Raw genomic sequence first — 15,703 nt, 5'->3', positions numbered from 1 at the left:
CATGTAATTGAAACATTCGTTGCAAATCCGGTGGCGCTGTGGCGTAGTTTTCCGATCAATTGATCACAGGAACCCGGGAAAATGGGTGTTTACACCGATTTGCGCGAAAAGCTGATTTCCGATTATGCGACGCTGAGCCCGCAAATGCAGAAGGCGGCGCGCCATATTCTTGATCATCCCAATGATGTGGCCCTGCGTTCGATGCGCGCCCTTGCGCGGGCGGCCAATGTGCCACCCAGTACGGTTACCCGCCTGATGGCAGCCATCGGTGTCGATACCTGGCAGCAGTTCCGCGATAGTTACCAGAACCGGTTGCTTGACCTGCCGGCAAGTTACGCACACCGGGCGCGCGCGTTGCAAAACAGCGAAGCCGATATCCATCGCGATGCACATCTGCTGCAAAGCATCGCGCAGGCCGAGATTGCCAATATCGGTCAGGCATTCGCACCGGAAATGTGCGAACGCATGAAGGATGCGTGTGAACATATTGCGCGCGCCCGTCAGGTTTTTGTCGTCGGGCGTGGTGCGGCCTATCCGGCGGCGTATCAGTTTGCCTACGCCTATCGGCTGTTTAACGAAAATGGTGTTCTGGTTGACGGGCATGCAGGGGCATTCGGGGATCAGTTGCGCGGGATTGGCCCGCGGGACGTTCTGATTGCCGTCGGGGCACGGCCCTATATTCGCGATACGGTGCGCGCGGTCGCGTTTGCCCGCAAACAGCATTGCCCGGTGATTGCGGTTTGCGATTCGGACGTTGCGCCGATTGCGGTCGATGCGGTTGCAAAGCTGGTCGTATCAGACAGTTCCCCATCCTTTTTCCAAAGCTTTACCACCAGCGTTTCGGTCATGCAGGCGCTTGTCGCCCTTCTGGTTGCGCGCGGCGGTCAAAAGGTACTGCAACGGATTGCCGTTGCGGAAGAACAACTTGCGGCTTTCGATACCTATCATGAAGAAGCCGCCTCCACCCGGAATTCCCGATCATGAACCAGCCCCACAGCAAGCCCGAAACCTATGTCCTTCATCGCAGCAGTGTCGCAACCCCGCCGCGTGCGGTGCGGGGCGAAGGTGTTTATATCTTTGATCAGAATGGCAAAAGTTATCTGGATGCCAGCGGGGGTGCCGCGGTTTCATGCCTTGGGCATTCCGACCCGGCGGTGCGTGCGGCCATGCATGCCCAGATTGATCAGATTGCCTATGCCCATTCGGGTTTCTTTTCCACCGATGCGATGGAAGAACTGGCCGAAGACCTTGTAACCCATGCTCCCGAAGGCATGGCAAAGGCGTATTTCGTTTCGGGCGGGTCGGAGGCGACCGAGGCGGCGCTTAAAATGGCGCGGCAATATTTCCTTGAGATCGGGCAGCCGGACCGGAAATATGTGATTGCGCGCCGCCAGTCCTATCATGGCAATACGCTGGGCGCGCTTTCGGTTGGCGGGAATATGTGGCGTCGCAAGCAGTTCGAGCCGCTGCTGATTACGGCAAGCCATATCGCGCCCTGTTATCCGTATCGTGACCAGATGCCGGGCGAAAGTGACGCGGCGTATGGTTTGCGGGTCGCCAACGAACTTGAAACCGCGATCCTTGAACTCGGGGCCGACAGCGTTGCCGCCTTTGTCGCCGAGCCGGTTGTCGGCGCAACATCGGGTGCCTTGGCCCCGGTGCCGGGATATTTCAAACGCATCCGCGAGATTTGCGATCAGTATGGTGTGCTGCTGATCCTTGACGAGGTCATGTGCGGGATGGGCCGCACCGGCACCCTGCATGCGATTGAACAGGAAGGCATTTCGGGTGATTTGCAAACCATCGCCAAGGGGCTGGGTGCCGGATATCAGCCGATTGGTGCGATCCTGGTGTCGAAGAAAATCGATGATGCGATTGCCAATGGATCGGGTTTCTTTCAGCACGGCCATACCTATCAGGGGCATGCAACCGCCTGTGCCGCAGCCCTTGCAACCCAGCGAACCATTCGCGAACGCGACCTTTTGACCAATGTCGTCAGGCAGGGCGAATTGCTGGCCGATGGATTGCGCGAACGGTTCGGGCAGCATCCGTTTGTGGGAGATATTCGCGGTCGGGGATTGTTCCGGGGGCTTGAGCTGGTCGCGGATCGCGAAACCAAAGACCCGTTTGATCCGGCGCGCAAGATCAACGCCAAGATCAAGAAGGCAGCCTTTGCGCGCGGGTTGATGGCTTATCCGATGGGCGGCACGATTGATGGCGTGCGGGGTGACCATGTGCTGTTTGCGCCGCCCTTTATCGTGACCGGGGATGATGTCGCAAGGATCGTTGATCTGTTTGATTTGGCGATGAATGACGTGTTTGCCGCCGAGGGGCTTTTGTAATGTCTTATGGTGAAACCCCGTTTCTGATCGCATCGGCCCCCAATGGGGCGCGCAAAACCAAGGCCGATCTGCCCAGCATTCCGATAACCCCGGCCGAACTGGCCAAGGAAGCCGCCAACTGCAAGGCCGCCGGGGCGGCAATGATGCATCTGCATGTGCGTGATGATGACCAGAAGCACAGCATTGATGTGGGCCGGTATCGTGAAATGCTGACCGAGGTGCGCGCAAGTGTTGGTGATGACATGCTGTTGCAGGTCACGAGCGAGGCGGTCGGCATGTATGGCGCGCAGGATCAGATGGCGATGATCCGCGAACTTGTGCCCGAGGCGGTATCGATTGCAGTGCGCGAAATTGCGCCGGAAAATGCCGATCTTGATGAACTGCGCGATTTCTTTGCCTTCATGCGCGAGGCGGATATCCTGCCGCAATTCATCCTTTATGCGCCAGAAGACGTGATCCGGTTCAACCAGCTTGTGCGTGATGGTGTCATTCCGGGTGAAAAGCTGCCGGTGCTTTATGTTCTGGGCCGTTACACCACGGGGCAGGTATCCGACCCCAAGGACCTTTTGCCGTATCTGGATGCGTCGCCATTTGTATCGGAATGGATGGTGTGCGCCTTCGGGGTACATGAAAATGCCTGTGCGTTGACGGCGGCCGGATTGGGTGGTCATGCGCGCATTGGTTTTGAAAATAATCATCTTTTGGTTGACCGTTCGGGTGCGGTCGACAATGCTGCTTTGATCGTTCAGGCGCGCGAAGGCGCGTATCTTATGGGTCGGACTGTTGCGACCGGCGATCAGGCGCGAAAAATCATGCAACCGCAGTGGTAGACTCTGGCGCGCCAATGAAAACAGAATGGTTACCTGACATAAAAGTATCAGGGGGTTTCGGGGTTATAGGGTTTCAATTCTTGGGGCTCGTCATTATAATCCCCTCGCTGAAACATCTGATTTATCTGATGTTTCGATGTTTTTCCGCCACATCCTCGCGGTGTGGTTGAAAACTTTATAACAGGGTGTAATAGGGAGCTAATCCTGATGAAGAAACTTATTGCTGTAGCGGGTGCCATTGCCACCTTGGCTGGTGCGTCGCTGTTCGCCGGACAGGCATCGGCACAGGAAAACCGTTTTATCACCATCGGTACCGGTGGCGTGACGGGCGTTTATTATCCGACCGGTGGTGCAATCTGCCGTCTGGTGAACAAAGACCGTAAAGAGCATGGCATTCGTTGCTCGGTCGAGTCCACTGGTGGTTCGTCCTACAACATCAACACCATTCGTTCGGGCGAACTGGATCTTGGCGTTGCCCAGTCTGACGTTCAGTACTATGCCCTGAATGGTGAAAAAGCATTCAAAGACGTCGGCCCGTTCCCGGAACTTCGTGCCGTCTTCTCGATCCATCCGGAGCCGTTCACCATTGTTGCCCGCGCTGATTCCGGCATCAAAACCTTTGATGACCTTAAAGGCAAACGTGTCAATATCGGTAACCCGGGTTCGGGTAGCCGCGACACCATGGAAATCGTGATGAACGCCAAGGGCTGGACCCTTGACGATTTCGCACTGGCATCCGAACTGAAGCCGGCTGAACAGTCGCAGGCGCTTTGCGATAACAAGATCGATGCGATGCTTTATGTCGTTGGTCATCCGTCCGGTTCGATTCAGGAAGCTGTATCTTCCTGTGATTCTGTTCTGGTCGAAGTTGCCGGTCCGGAAATCGACAAACTGGTTGCCGATAACCCGTATTACCGTGTTGCCACCATTCCGGGCGGCATGTATCGCGGTAACCCGGACGACGTTCAGACCTTCGGTGTCGGCGCGACCTTCGTGTCCTCGACCGCAACCGATGCGGACGTCGTTTACAATGTTGTCAAAGCAGTCTTTGAAAACTTCGAGGATTTCAAAAAGCTGCACCCGGCTTTTGCGATCCTCAAAAAAGAAGAAATGGTCAAAGACGGCCTTTCGGCACCGCTGCATGACGGCGCTGTCAAATACTTCAAAGAAGCTGGCCTGATGTAAGTCAGGTTGAAACGGGGGGCACGCCGTGCCTCCCGTTTTGTTTTCTTCCGTCCTGCGGGCATCTTAAAAAATTTGATCAAAATGGCGCACAATGATGTGCCGATATGCTCCGTGGGCGACCGGGTAAGTGTCGACGGAGGTTTTTTGTTTCTGGGCTATCGGTTTGGGCCGCCCGAAACAGAAACCGCGTTCAGACCGGGAGTTTGCAATGACCGACGATAAAAGCGCGACACAGGGTCCATCGGACCAGGATCTTCAGGATCTGATCGCGGAAAATGATACAGGCGCGCGCCAGCCGACCGGCATGACGGCAATAATTTTGCTGTATGTTGCCGTGGCCTGGTCGCTGTTCCAGCTGTGGCTGGCATCGCCACTGCCCTATATTGTCAGTTTTGGGGTTTTCAATTCGACCGAAGCACGGTCGATCCATCTGGCTTTTGCCGTGTTCCTGGCGTTTCTGGCCTATCCGGCTTTCAAGAATTCACCGCGAAGTTATATTCCGGTTTTTGACTGGGTCCTGGCGGCTGCCGGGGCATTCTGTGCTCTTTATATCTTTATTTTCTACCGCGAGCTGTCATCGCGTCCGGGCTTGCCGATCACGCAGGATCTTGTGGTGGCCGGTGCCGGTCTGGTGCTGTTGCTTGAAGCAACGCGCCGCGCACTTGGTCCGCCCCTTATGATCGTGGCCATGGTGTTCCTTGCCTATGTTTTCTTTGGCAATGCACCGTGGGTGCCCGATGTCCTGCAATGGGCGGGTGCAAGCTTCTCCAAGGCGATGTCGCATCAGTGGATCACGACCGAAGGCGTGTTCGGGATTGCGCTTGGCGTTTCGACCAGCTTCGTGTTCCTGTTTGTGCTGTTTGGCTCGTTGCTCGATAAAGCCGGGGCCGGCAACTATTTCATCAAGGTGGCGTTTGCCGCCCTTGGCCACATGCGTGGCGGTCCGGCAAAGGCTGCCGTTCTGGCATCGGCAATGACCGGGCTTATTTCCGGTTCATCGATTGCCAACGTGGTGACGACCGGGACCTTTACCATCCCGCTTATGAAGCGTGTCGGTTTCTCGGGCGAGAAGGCCGGTGCGGTCGAAGTCGCATCGTCGGTCAACGGGCAGATCATGCCGCCGGTCATGGGGGCTGCGGCCTTTTTGATGGTGGAATATGTCGGCATTCCTTACCCGGAAGTCATCAAGCATGCCTTCCTGCCGGCGACGATTTCCTATATCGCGCTGATTTATATCGTCCATCTTGAGGCGCTTAAGGCCAATATGAAGGGCCTACCGAAACGTCAGACATCGACCGTGCAGCAAGTGCTGATGCGTTCGCTTCTGTTCGTGCTGTCGCTGGTTATTCTTGCGGGTGTGATTTACTACGCGATCAATTTCCAGAAACAGATATTCGGTAACGCGGTGGGCTGGATTGTCGCGGTCGAATGTGCCGCGATCTATTTTGCCGGTCTGTATTATGCGGCGAAATATCCTGATCTTGAACTGGATGATCCCAACAAGCCGGTGCTGGAGCTTCCGGCGCTGGGCGAAACCGCCAAGTCCGGCCTGCATTATCTGCTGCCGGTCGTGGTTCTGGTCTGGTTCCTGATGATCGAGTTGAAATCACCCGGATTGTCGGCCTTCTGGGCGACTGTTCTGATGCTGTTCATCATGCTGACCCAGCGCCCGGTCAAGGCGTTCTTCCGCAAGCAGCCGGACTATATGGCCAGTGTGAAGGAAGGCATTGCCGATGTGATTGACGGTTTTGCCACCGGGGCGCGCAACATGATCGGGATCGGTGTGGCGACGGCGGCGGCCGGTATCATCGTGGGTACGGTGTCGCTGACCGGGATCGGTCAGGTGATGGTCGAATTCGTGGAACTGATTTCGGGCGGCAATCTGATGCTGATCCTGATCTTTACCGCGATCATCAGTCTGATCCTTGGCATGGGCCTGCCGACCACTGCGAACTATATCGTGGTGTCGAGCCTGATGGCACCGGTGATTGTTGAACTGGGGGCTGCGAACGGCCTGATCGTGCCGTTGATTGCGGTGCATCTGTTCGTGTTCTATTTCGGCATCATGGCCGATGTGACACCACCGGTTGGTCTGGCATCCTTTGCCGCCGCCGCGGTTTCAGGGGCCGACCCGATGAAGACCGGCTTTGTCGCGTTCTTTTACAGCATGCGTACCGCCGTTCTGCCGTTCCTGTTCCTGTTCAACACGCAGCTTCTGCTGATCGGGCTTGATCATCCGTTTGAAGTGGTGATGGTGATCTTTGTCGCGATTGTTGCGATGCTGGTCTTTGCCGCAGCGACGATGGGGTATTTCTTCACCCGCTCGAAACTTTGGGAAAGTGCGGCACTTCTGCTGATTGCCTTTACCCTGTTCCGTCCGGGTTTCTGGCTTGATCTGCTCGAGCCGCCCTATGAAAACCTGCCCGCAACCGAGATTGTTGAAAAGGCGGCCGATATGCCCGCCAATACCAGCATTCTTCTGGATGTCGAGGGCATCAGTCTTGAAGGCGACGAAGTCAGCAAATCGGTGATGTTGCCATTGGGACCGGAAGCATCGGGTGAAGATCGTCTTTACAATGCGGGCATTGCGGTTCGCAACGAAGACGGCAAGGTCTTTATCGATGATCTGGTATTTGGTGGTCCGGCCGAGAAAGCGGGACTTGATTTCGAGTTTGAAATCACCGCGATCAAGATCGAAGCCGACCGCATGCCCAAAGAGGTGTTCTTTATCCCGGCGTTTATTCTGCTGGGCGGGATCATCGTATTGCAACGCCGTCGCCGTCGTGCCGAAGCGGCCTAAGGAGGGCCAAGTCCATGTATAAGGATATTCTGGTTACAGTGGATCTTGATCACGATCTGTCCTGGAAAAAAGCCATTCCGGTCGCGATCAGGCAAGCCCAGGCATTCAATGCGCGCCTTCATGTCCTGACCGTGGTTCCCACGGTCGGGATGTCGATGGTCGGGCAGTTTTTCCCCAAGGGTTACGAGAAAAAGGTTCTCGATGCCTATAACGAAAGACTGCACCAGTTCGTTTCCGAACATATTCCGTCCGACCTTAAGGTCCAGCATATCGTGGGACAGGGCACGGTCTATGAAGTGATCCTGAAAATGGCGAAAAAGACCAATTGCGATCTGATCGTCATCGGGGCACACCGCCCGGAATTGAAGGATTACCTTCTGGGGCCGAATGCCGCGCGGGTTGTTCGCCATGCCGATTGTTCGGTGATGGTGGTTCGCGACTGATTGCTATCGTTCCGGACAGACACGAAAAAGGGGCAGCGCCAAAAGCACTGCCCCTTTTGCATGGTCAGGGCGACGGATCGGCCCGGTTATTTGGCAGCACAGGGATTTGCCGCACACGGATTGGCAGCGCAGGGGTTAGCCGCCGCGCAAGGATTTGCAGCACAAGGGTTGGCCGCGCACGGGCTGCAGGGATTGACGACCTTTTTGGCCGCGCACGGGTTTGCGGCACAGGGGTTTGCGGCACAGGGGTTGGCCGCGCAAGGATTGGCTGTGCACGTCGCGACTTCGGCGGTCGGTGTCGGAAGCGGGGCCGCCATTGCCATCGGGGCTGCCATGACAAGGCCGGCACCAACGGCAATCGCGGGCATCAGGGCCGACTGGGAGAAGAAGCTGGATTTTTTGGACATTGATTGCCTCACTGATTAAGCGTTCATTTCGATCTGACTTAGGGACGTTTGAATGTTTTTCGTCCGATGCAGGCCAATATGCGCCAAATCAGGTCGCCCGGAACGTCACATGGTTTCACTGTTATGTGAGAGAGCCGTGTGAAAGAAGCGGTCAAAATATGCCCACGGTTGAATGAGTCGCGAACAATTCATGTTTGATTTTTTATGCTTTGGTATCAAAACGATTGAAAAACCGATAGATTTTACGCATTTAAGAAATCGGGGATACGGGGAGCGGAGCATGGCGTACGGTTGAATAAACCGTGAGAACAGCCATCACGGAGACCGGAACAGACAATGAAAAAACAGCAGAGTCACATGATCGGCGGGCTTTTTGCGGCCGTTTTGGCCACGATGTCGTTGCCCGGTTCTGTGCGGGCGCAGTCCGCGGATGTACCATATGCCGATGTGGCGGAAATTCCGGCCGGTTGGTTCTTTCAGGGGTCGGATGCGGTTGAACGGCAATATGCCTATCAGATTGATGAGCAGGTCTATGGCCATGACATCAGCCGCCGGAATCGCTGGTACGATGTTGAAGTCGATAAATGGCACATTTATCTGCCCGACTATTTCATCATGAAAACGCCGGTCACCAATGATCAGTATGCCGCCTTTGTCCGGGATACCGGTCGTGAAGCGCCCGATATCAGCGAGGAAGACTGGGAAAGTCTTGGTCTGATTTACGGATATGACGCGACCCGTCCCTTTGCATGGCAGAATGGCGAACCGCCGCGTGGCAAGGGCAATCATCCGGTTGTTCTGGTGTCGTGGCGTGATGCCCAGGATTATGCCACCTGGCTAAGTTCGAAAACCGGCATCAAGTGGCGCATCCCCGAAGAAATCTATTGGGAGAAGGCGGTTCGCGGTGCGGACGGCATTTTCTATCCCTGGGGCAATATTTATGACCCGCTGCAATTGAACAGTGCCGATCGCGGCCCGTTTGATACAGTTCCGGTGGGACAGTTCGAACCCGGACCTTATGGGCTGTATGACGGGGCGGGGCAGGTGTTTGAATGGACGGCCACCAGTTTGCAAGCCGGATACCGTATTGTTAAGGGCGGATCTTGGGATGATCGGGGATGCGGTGTTTGCCGCCCCGCCGCCCGCCATGGCAGGCCGGAACATATGCAGCATATCCTTATCGGATTTCGGTTGATGCATGAATAGTGGCCTGTTTTCGAAGCAGGCTTGCACATTGTGACAGAATCACTAATTCTTGAACGGGATTAATTGGCCGTCATGGTCATGGACGGGTTATTTCTGCCGCTGCGGATAGGATTCTCATCGCAAGGTTACTGGTGTTGGAATGACCGAAATTGCAATTGACTGGACATCGCTTCCGACCGGACGGCTTGAACGGATGCTGACTGCGGGACGCGATGTTATGGAATGCCACCGGGTCTTGACGGTGACCGGCGATAATATTGTCGGTGAACTGATCAAGACGGCGGGGCCTTTTTATGAATGGACGCACTATCCCGAAGGGGATGTGTATGACCGCAATTCGCACGCCCAGTTTTATTATCATGCCCATCCCAAAGACGAACAGCGCAGTTGGAACGAGCATGGACACTTCCATACCTTCCTGCGACCGCGCGGCATGCCGTCCGGGTCAAAGCCGTTACCGATTGAGGGATTTGACTATCCCGAAGGGCCAAATGACGCGTTGTCGCATCTGGTTGCGGTATCGATGGATGAATACGGTTTTGCCCAGCGTCTGTTCACCACCAACCGCTGGGTGACCGGCGAAGTCTGGTATGACGGCGAAACCGTGATCAATATGCTCGAAAACTTCATCATTGATCATGCGCAACCATCCTGGCCGGTAAATCGCTGGATATCGGGGATGATCTTTTTGTATCGGCCGCAAATCGAACAGCTGATCCGCCTGCGTGATATGACAATCAACGAATGGCGTGAAAAGCATCCTGATCGCGATGTTTACGAAGATCGCGAACTGGAAGTTACATCGACCATCGACATCCGGGTCGAGGAGCAAATCCGCGCGATCACCGAGGAACTTGGTCGGCGCCGCGCCGCAGCGTGATATCTTCGGACATATGAAAACGGCCAATGCAGAAGCACTGGCCGTTTTTTATTCCGGTACCGGATATCGAAAGGCTTAGTGCGCTTTCAGATATTCGATGACATCGGCAATTTCGTCTTCTTTTTTCAGCTTGAAGGTCATCTTCGAGCGTTCTTTCGAACCCGAGATTTCGCTAAGCTTGGCTGACGGATCCTTAAGATAGTCAACCAGGAAGGCTTCATCGATGGTGAAACCTTTTTCACAAGCAGCCTGATAGCCTTTGCCGTATTTAAAGTCGGCGACATGGCCACATTGCGCACCAAAGGCCCCCGCCAGCGATGGTCCGACCTTGTTCTGGCCAGGTTCCACACTGTGGCAGGCAGCGCATTTCTTGAAAACTTTTTCGCCTTTTTCGGCATCACCAGCCATTGCCGGTGCCATGCCGAGTACGGCCAGGGTGGCGGCGATGGTAAGTGTTTTGGTCAAATTCATATTGCGGCCTCTCATGGTCTGCGGTGGTAGGGTCCCCACTACATTGTGTCGTTGGTTGCTTCACAAGTGAACCGAAAAACATCAACGGAAGCAAAAATTCGCTTTTCGTTAAAAAAGATCGGCTTACTGTTGAGTTTCCCGAATTCGACACGACATTTACCACATGCAGGAACTGAATAATTTGCGTTTAGTCAATCGGCCCTACGGTGTATAAAGAATTACAAATGGTTGGCAGCCGATTGCTTAGCGTGCCGGGAGAACTCCATTGCCGCGTATAACCAAAGAAGATCTTAACAATCTGATCCAGGATCCTTCCGGGAAGAATCGTGCGGAAACGGCCGAGAAAATCAGCCGTGAATTTTCTGCTGAAAGCCTGAGTGACAGCGAACGTCTGCTTGCCGAGGATATTTTCCGGCTGATGGTGCGTGACGCGGAAGTGCGTGTGCGCAAGGCGCTGGCCAAGAACCTTAAGCAGACCCCGCTTGTGCCCCACGATGTTGCAGCGACCCTTGCACGCGATGTCGATGATGTGGCCCTGCCGATCCTGAAATTTTCCGAAGTTCTCAATGACGAGGATCTGGTCGACATTATCGGTGACAATGCCGACAGTGTTGAAAAACAGCGTGCCATCGCATCGCGTCCGCATGTGTCGGAAATCGTTTCGGCAACCCTTGTCGATATCGGTCATGAAGACGTGATGGTCGATCTGATTTCCAATGACGGCGCACAGATCAGTGAACATTCCCTGCAAAAGGTTGTGGATGAATTCGGCGAGAACGAGCGCATCCAGAAGCCGATGATCGAACGCAATCATCTGCCGATCACGATTGCCGAACGGCTTGTGACGCTGGTGTCTGACCGGATGCGATCCGAACTGATTGCGCGCGGCCACATCCCCGAGGGGATCGTGAATGCGGTCATGACCCAGTCGCAGGAAAGTGCGACCATCGGCCTTCTGGGGGATGGCGCGGAAGAACGCGATGTCGAGCTTTTGGTCGAACATCTTCACACCAACAACCGTCTGACCAGCGGTCTGATCCTGCGTGCGCTTTGCATGGGCGATGTTGCCTTTTTCGAAGCTGCCCTTGCGCGCCGTGCCGGGGTATCGCTGATCAATACCCGCATTCTGATCCATGATAGCGGCCCGTTCGGGCTTGAAGCGATTTACAACAAGGCCGACATGCCTGCTCATTTCTTCCCGGGGGTTCGTGCCGCGGTTGAAGTCGCGCGCGAAACCGACCTTGATGGCGGGGAACGTGATCGGGAACGCTATTCGCGCCGGATGATCGAACGGGTTCTGACCCAGTATGGTGATCTTGGTGTCGAGTTTGACTCAGACGATGTCGATTACCTGATGGGCCGCATGCTGCAATTGCCAAGCGAGCGGAACCTTCAGCCGTAACCCTAACCAGCAAGCAGCTTCGTGATCTTGCAGCCGCCCGTTTCGGGCGGTTTTGCTTTGTCTGGTGTGCCTGATTGCGGGCAACAAAAAAGGCACCGTTTGCACGGTGCCTTTGATGTGACAGACATAAGCCTATTCAAGAATGGTATTTGGCATCCACAGCGCCAGTTCCGGGAAATACATCACCAGCAACAGCCCGATCACCTGCAGGATGACAAAGGGAATGATGCCTTTGTAAATCTGCTGGATGGTGATCGATTTCGGTGCGACGCCCTTAAGATAGAACAGAGCAAACCCGAAGGGCGGTGTCAGGAAGCTGGTTTGCAGGTTGACCGCAACCATGACGGCAAACCAGGTCAGAACCTGTGTCTCGGTCGGGCCAATCCCGGCAACGGCAAGGTGATCGCCGAAATCAAGCTGTGCAATGACGGGTGCAAAGATCGGCAACACGATCAGGGTGATTTCGACCCAGTCGAAGAAGAAGCCAAGTATGAACACGATCAGCATCAGCAGGAACAGAACGCCCCACGCCCCAAGGCCGGCGCTATCGACCAGATCGATAACCAGGTCATCCCCGCCCAGTGAACGGAACACATAGGAAAAGACGGTTGCACCGGCAAACAGGAAGAACAGCATCGCCCCGGTCAAAGCCGACCGTTCGCAGACGTCCTTAAGCACATCCCATTTCAGGCGACCCTTGACCAGTGCCAGGAAGGTCGCGCCTACCGCACCAACGCCTGCGGCCTCGGTCGGGGTGGCAAAACCGGCAAAGATCGATCCCAGCACCAGCACAATCAGGAAGACCGGCGGGATGAAGCTTCGCACCATCATGCGCACCATCTCCGTGCCATGGACCGCTTCGGCATCGGGCAGGGGCGGGGCAAGATGGGGCTGCATCTGGCACCGCACAAAGATATAGATCGTATAAAGCGATGCCAGCAACAGACCCGGAATGATCGCCGCCAGAAACAGGTTCCCGACCGAAACCGACAGAAGGTCGGACATCAGGACCAGCATGATGCTTGGCGGGATCAGAATGCCGAGCGTTCCCGATGCGGCAATCGTCCCGGTCGCAAGCGACGGATCATAATTGCGGCGCAGCATGACCGGCAGGGCAAGCAGGGTCATCATCACAACCGATGCACCGATGATACCGGTGGTGGCGGCCATGATCGTACCCATCAGGGTAACCGAAAGTGCCAGCCCCCCGGGAACCTTGCGCATCAGCACGTTCAGGCATTCAAGCAGGTCTTCGGCAACGCCGCTTTTTTCCAGCATCGTGCCCATATAGATGAACATCGGAACGGCAACCATCACCATGTTTTCGGCGATGCCACCCCAGATGCGCGATACGATGTTGAAGAATTCAATGAATGAGAAGACGTCATAGGCCATGCCAAGGAAGCCAAAGGCGATCCCGATGCCCGAAATGACGAATGCGACCGGCAGCCCCGAGAAGACCAGAATGCCCAGCGAGGCAAACATGATCAGCGGAAACCAGTCTTCGATATAGAAGTTTTCCATTTGGAATTATCCCCGTTCCGCAATCAGTCTTTGAGCCTGGCGGCTTCGTTGCCAAGGTCTGCGTGATGTGTTGCGCCGACATAGTGACCCGCACGGCTGCGCAGGTTGCTGGGGCCGAACACAAAGACATAGCATTTCAGGAAGACCGAAAAACCGGCCATGGCGAGAAGGCCGAAGCCGATGGGGATGGTTGATTTGATGAGCCAGCGATGGGTCAGCCCCGTGGTCGAGGCGGAGACTTCGTGGTTTTCGAAGGATCGAAGGACAAAATCATAACCAAAATAAATCACCAGTGCGCAGAACGGCAGAATGCAGATAATCGCGCCGATCATCTCGACGATGGCGCGTGTGCGCGGGCGTAAATTGTCACGGATCAGTTCGATGCGGACATGAGAGTCACGAATATAGCCAAAACCGAAACACAGCATGAACAGGCCGGTATGGAGATGCCATTCCAGTTCCTGCAGCTTGATGGAACCCTGGCCGCCGAATTTACGCTGGATCACGTCAAACATGATCGTCAGCATCAGCGGAATGGCAAGCAGGGCGGCCCATTTCCCGATGCGGGAAACGATGGCATCAATGCCGTCACTCAGTTTTAGTAGCGCTTCCATTAAAAAGCCTCCCGGGTCTTTTCTTAATCGCGGTCAAGGCCGGGGCCATTGGCGCCCGGCCTTGCCGAGACTTTTTGTGGTCCGACACAAGGTCGCATCAGGACCGGGAAAGATTAATCGAGATATCCGATGTCTTTCCAGATTTTGTAATTGGCACGGAAGCCCTGCAGGCTGTCATAGGCTTCTTTGAAGTCCGCATCCTGTGCAGCAAGTTCGCCTGCGACTTCTTCCCATGCACCGCGCATGGCATCAAGCATTTCAGGCGACCATTTCTTGATGTTCACGCCTTTTTCCTGAAGTTCTTTAAGGGCTGCGAACTGGATCGCTTCACCTTCGGCGAAACCATAAGCCAGGTTGTCGTTACAGACGGCTTCGATCTGTGCCTGCTGGGTCTTATCAAGACCTTCCCACTTCTCCTTGTTGATCATGAGATCGAAGAAGGTGGATTGCTGATGCCAGCCCGGGAAATAGTAGTATTTGGCGACCTGATGGAAGCCCAGTTTAAGGTCGATCGCCGGCATGGAGAATTCGGTCGCGTCAATCGTGCCGAGTTCAAGTGCCGGATAGATGTCGCCAGCCGACAGAAGCTGGGTCGAGACACCAAGCTTTTCCATCACTTTTGCGCCAAGACCAAAGAAGCGCATTTTCAGGCCTTTAAGGTCTTCAACCGTGTTGATTTCCTTGGAGAACCAGCCTGAGGCTTCTGGTGCGATCAGGCCGCAGAACAGCGACTTGATGCCATGTTCGGCGTAAAGCCGGTCAAAGATTTCCTGACCGCCGCCAAATTTGACCCATGCCAGATATTCACCAGCCTGCGGACCAAACGGAACGGCACCGAAAAGCTGAAGTGCCGGAACCTTGCCCGCCCAGTAACCCGGGGTGGAGAAGGCGGCATCGATGGAACCGGTTGAAACCGCATCAAACACTTCAAGTGCCGGAACAAGTGCGCCCGGCTCATAGAATTTAATCTGAATGTTGCCGCCGGAAACTTCGTCGATCTTTTCGTCAACGCGTTTGCCAAGCGTGCCAAGCTGGGTCAGGCTGCCCGGATAGGTCGAACCCATTTTCCAGCGAACACGATCAGCAGCATCCGCATCAGGCGCAACCGTCGTCAAAGTAGCCGCTGCAAGTACGGCCACACAGGTTGCAGATTTCAAAAAACTAGAAAATTTCATTCGTAGCTTCCTCCCTAAGAAGTCCGAAATTGGTATTACCACGTCGGGGCGATAACCGCCTTTTGCTTTTATTCTTGCTGGCGAAAACGTCCCGTTCCTCTTGTTGCAGGGCGAAGCTTAAGCGTATTTCGCAAGTATGAGCAAGTTTGTTTCGCCCGCTACGCAAGAAAATATCTTCGCGAACGCACAAAAATGACTTGATTTCGCTCAAAAAACCGGGATTTACGCATGGAAATGCGTATTTATACGGGGTTCAGCATATTGCATAGCTCTCATTTAAAGTTGTTATGGCAGAAAGGCCCGGTAACCCGCGCTATGGTTGCGAATCGATTGGCAGAACAACTGCTTTCGGATTGTTGACGGGCTGTGGTGCCGTCATGCGCAAGACTGGCAAGGTGAGTGGAATCGATGCCAAAGCATGATG

At 54.9% G+C, this 15,703-nt stretch carries 14 protein-coding genes; 10 read left to right on the top strand and 4 right to left on the bottom strand.

Features of this window, described 5'->3' with window-relative positions; genetic code table 11:
* Positions 1-81 precede the first annotated feature (81 nt).
* The 9 genes from ABIE64_RS09710 (at position 82) to ABIE64_RS09670 (ending at position 10,093) form a co-directional block, all read left to right on the top strand.
* Positions 82-984 (top strand): MurR/RpiR family transcriptional regulator, encoded by a 903-nt coding sequence (locus tag ABIE64_RS09710; RefSeq protein ID WP_354377284.1) that lies wholly within the window; start codon positions 82-84, stop codon positions 982-984.
* Positions 981-2,342, top strand: a complete 1,362-nt coding sequence (locus tag ABIE64_RS09705) for an aspartate aminotransferase family protein (protein ID WP_354377283.1) — start codon at positions 981-983, stop codon at positions 2,340-2,342. Before ABIE64_RS09710 ends, ABIE64_RS09705 begins: the two co-directional genes overlap by 4 nt.
* Positions 2,342-3,172 (top strand): beta-keto acid cleavage family enzyme, encoded by an 831-nt coding sequence (locus ABIE64_RS09700; protein WP_354377282.1) that lies wholly within the window; start codon positions 2,342-2,344, stop codon positions 3,170-3,172. Before ABIE64_RS09705 ends, ABIE64_RS09700 begins: the two co-directional genes overlap by 1 nt.
* Before the next feature lie 207 nt (positions 3,173-3,379).
* Complete coding sequence (locus tag ABIE64_RS09695) at positions 3,380-4,357, top strand: TAXI family TRAP transporter solute-binding subunit (RefSeq protein ID WP_007089664.1); 978 nt, start codon at positions 3,380-3,382, stop codon at positions 4,355-4,357.
* A gap of 208 nt (positions 4,358-4,565) precedes the next feature.
* Entirely contained in the window at positions 4,566-7,157 is a 2,592-nt protein-coding gene (locus tag ABIE64_RS09690) for a TRAP transporter permease (protein ID WP_354377281.1), read from the top strand.
* 14 nt (positions 7,158-7,171) lie between these two features.
* Complete coding sequence (locus ABIE64_RS09685; protein WP_037992232.1) at positions 7,172-7,600, top strand: universal stress protein; 429 nt, start codon at positions 7,172-7,174, stop codon at positions 7,598-7,600.
* A gap of 90 nt (positions 7,601-7,690) precedes the next feature.
* The gene (locus ABIE64_RS09680) at positions 7,691-8,026 is read left to right on the top strand and encodes a hypothetical protein (protein WP_181849986.1); all 336 of its coding nucleotides are present in this window, start codon (positions 7,691-7,693) and stop codon (positions 8,024-8,026) included.
* 317 nt (positions 8,027-8,343) lie between these two features.
* Positions 8,344-9,213 (top strand): formylglycine-generating enzyme family protein, encoded by an 870-nt coding sequence (locus tag ABIE64_RS09675; protein WP_114095471.1) that lies wholly within the window; start codon positions 8,344-8,346, stop codon positions 9,211-9,213.
* A gap of 139 nt (positions 9,214-9,352) precedes the next feature.
* Entirely contained in the window at positions 9,353-10,093 is a 741-nt protein-coding gene (locus ABIE64_RS09670; RefSeq protein ID WP_114095472.1) for a DUF6969 family protein, read from the top strand.
* Between the two features lie 75 nt (positions 10,094-10,168).
* On the opposite strand, the gene ABIE64_RS09665 is transcribed toward ABIE64_RS09670, so the two are convergent.
* The gene (locus ABIE64_RS09665) at positions 10,169-10,564 is read right to left on the bottom strand and encodes a c-type cytochrome (RefSeq protein ID WP_037992286.1); all 396 of its coding nucleotides are present in this window, start codon (positions 10,562-10,564) and stop codon (positions 10,169-10,171) included.
* A gap of 265 nt (positions 10,565-10,829) precedes the next feature.
* Here ABIE64_RS09665 and spbR point away from each other — a divergent pair, with 265 nt between their 5' ends.
* A complete protein-coding gene (spbR, locus tag ABIE64_RS09660; protein ID WP_063092613.1) occupies positions 10,830-11,966 on the top strand; it encodes a SpbR family protein in 1,137 nt (378 codons plus the stop codon).
* A 132-nt stretch (positions 11,967-12,098) separates the two neighbouring features.
* On the opposite strand, the gene ABIE64_RS09655 is transcribed toward spbR, so the two are convergent.
* The 3 genes from ABIE64_RS09655 to ABIE64_RS09645 form a co-directional block, all read right to left on the bottom strand.
* A complete protein-coding gene (locus ABIE64_RS09655; RefSeq protein ID WP_063092614.1) occupies positions 12,099-13,490 on the bottom strand; it encodes a TRAP transporter large permease in 1,392 nt (463 codons plus the stop codon).
* A gap of 23 nt (positions 13,491-13,513) precedes the next feature.
* Entirely contained in the window at positions 13,514-14,104 is a 591-nt protein-coding gene (locus tag ABIE64_RS09650) for a TRAP transporter small permease subunit (protein ID WP_007089655.1), read from the bottom strand.
* A 113-nt stretch (positions 14,105-14,217) separates the two neighbouring features.
* The gene (locus ABIE64_RS09645; RefSeq protein ID WP_007089654.1) at positions 14,218-15,279 is read right to left on the bottom strand and encodes a TRAP transporter substrate-binding protein; all 1,062 of its coding nucleotides are present in this window, start codon (positions 15,277-15,279) and stop codon (positions 14,218-14,220) included.
* Positions 15,280-15,703: the final 424 nt, after the last annotated feature.

This window comes from Thalassospira sp. MBR-102 (genome assembly GCF_040549275.1).
GTDB lineage: Bacteria > Pseudomonadota > Alphaproteobacteria > Rhodospirillales > Thalassospiraceae > Thalassospira > Thalassospira xiamenensis.
Note: the sequence above shows the minus strand (reverse complement) of the source record. Positions and strands in the feature narration are given on the sequence as shown.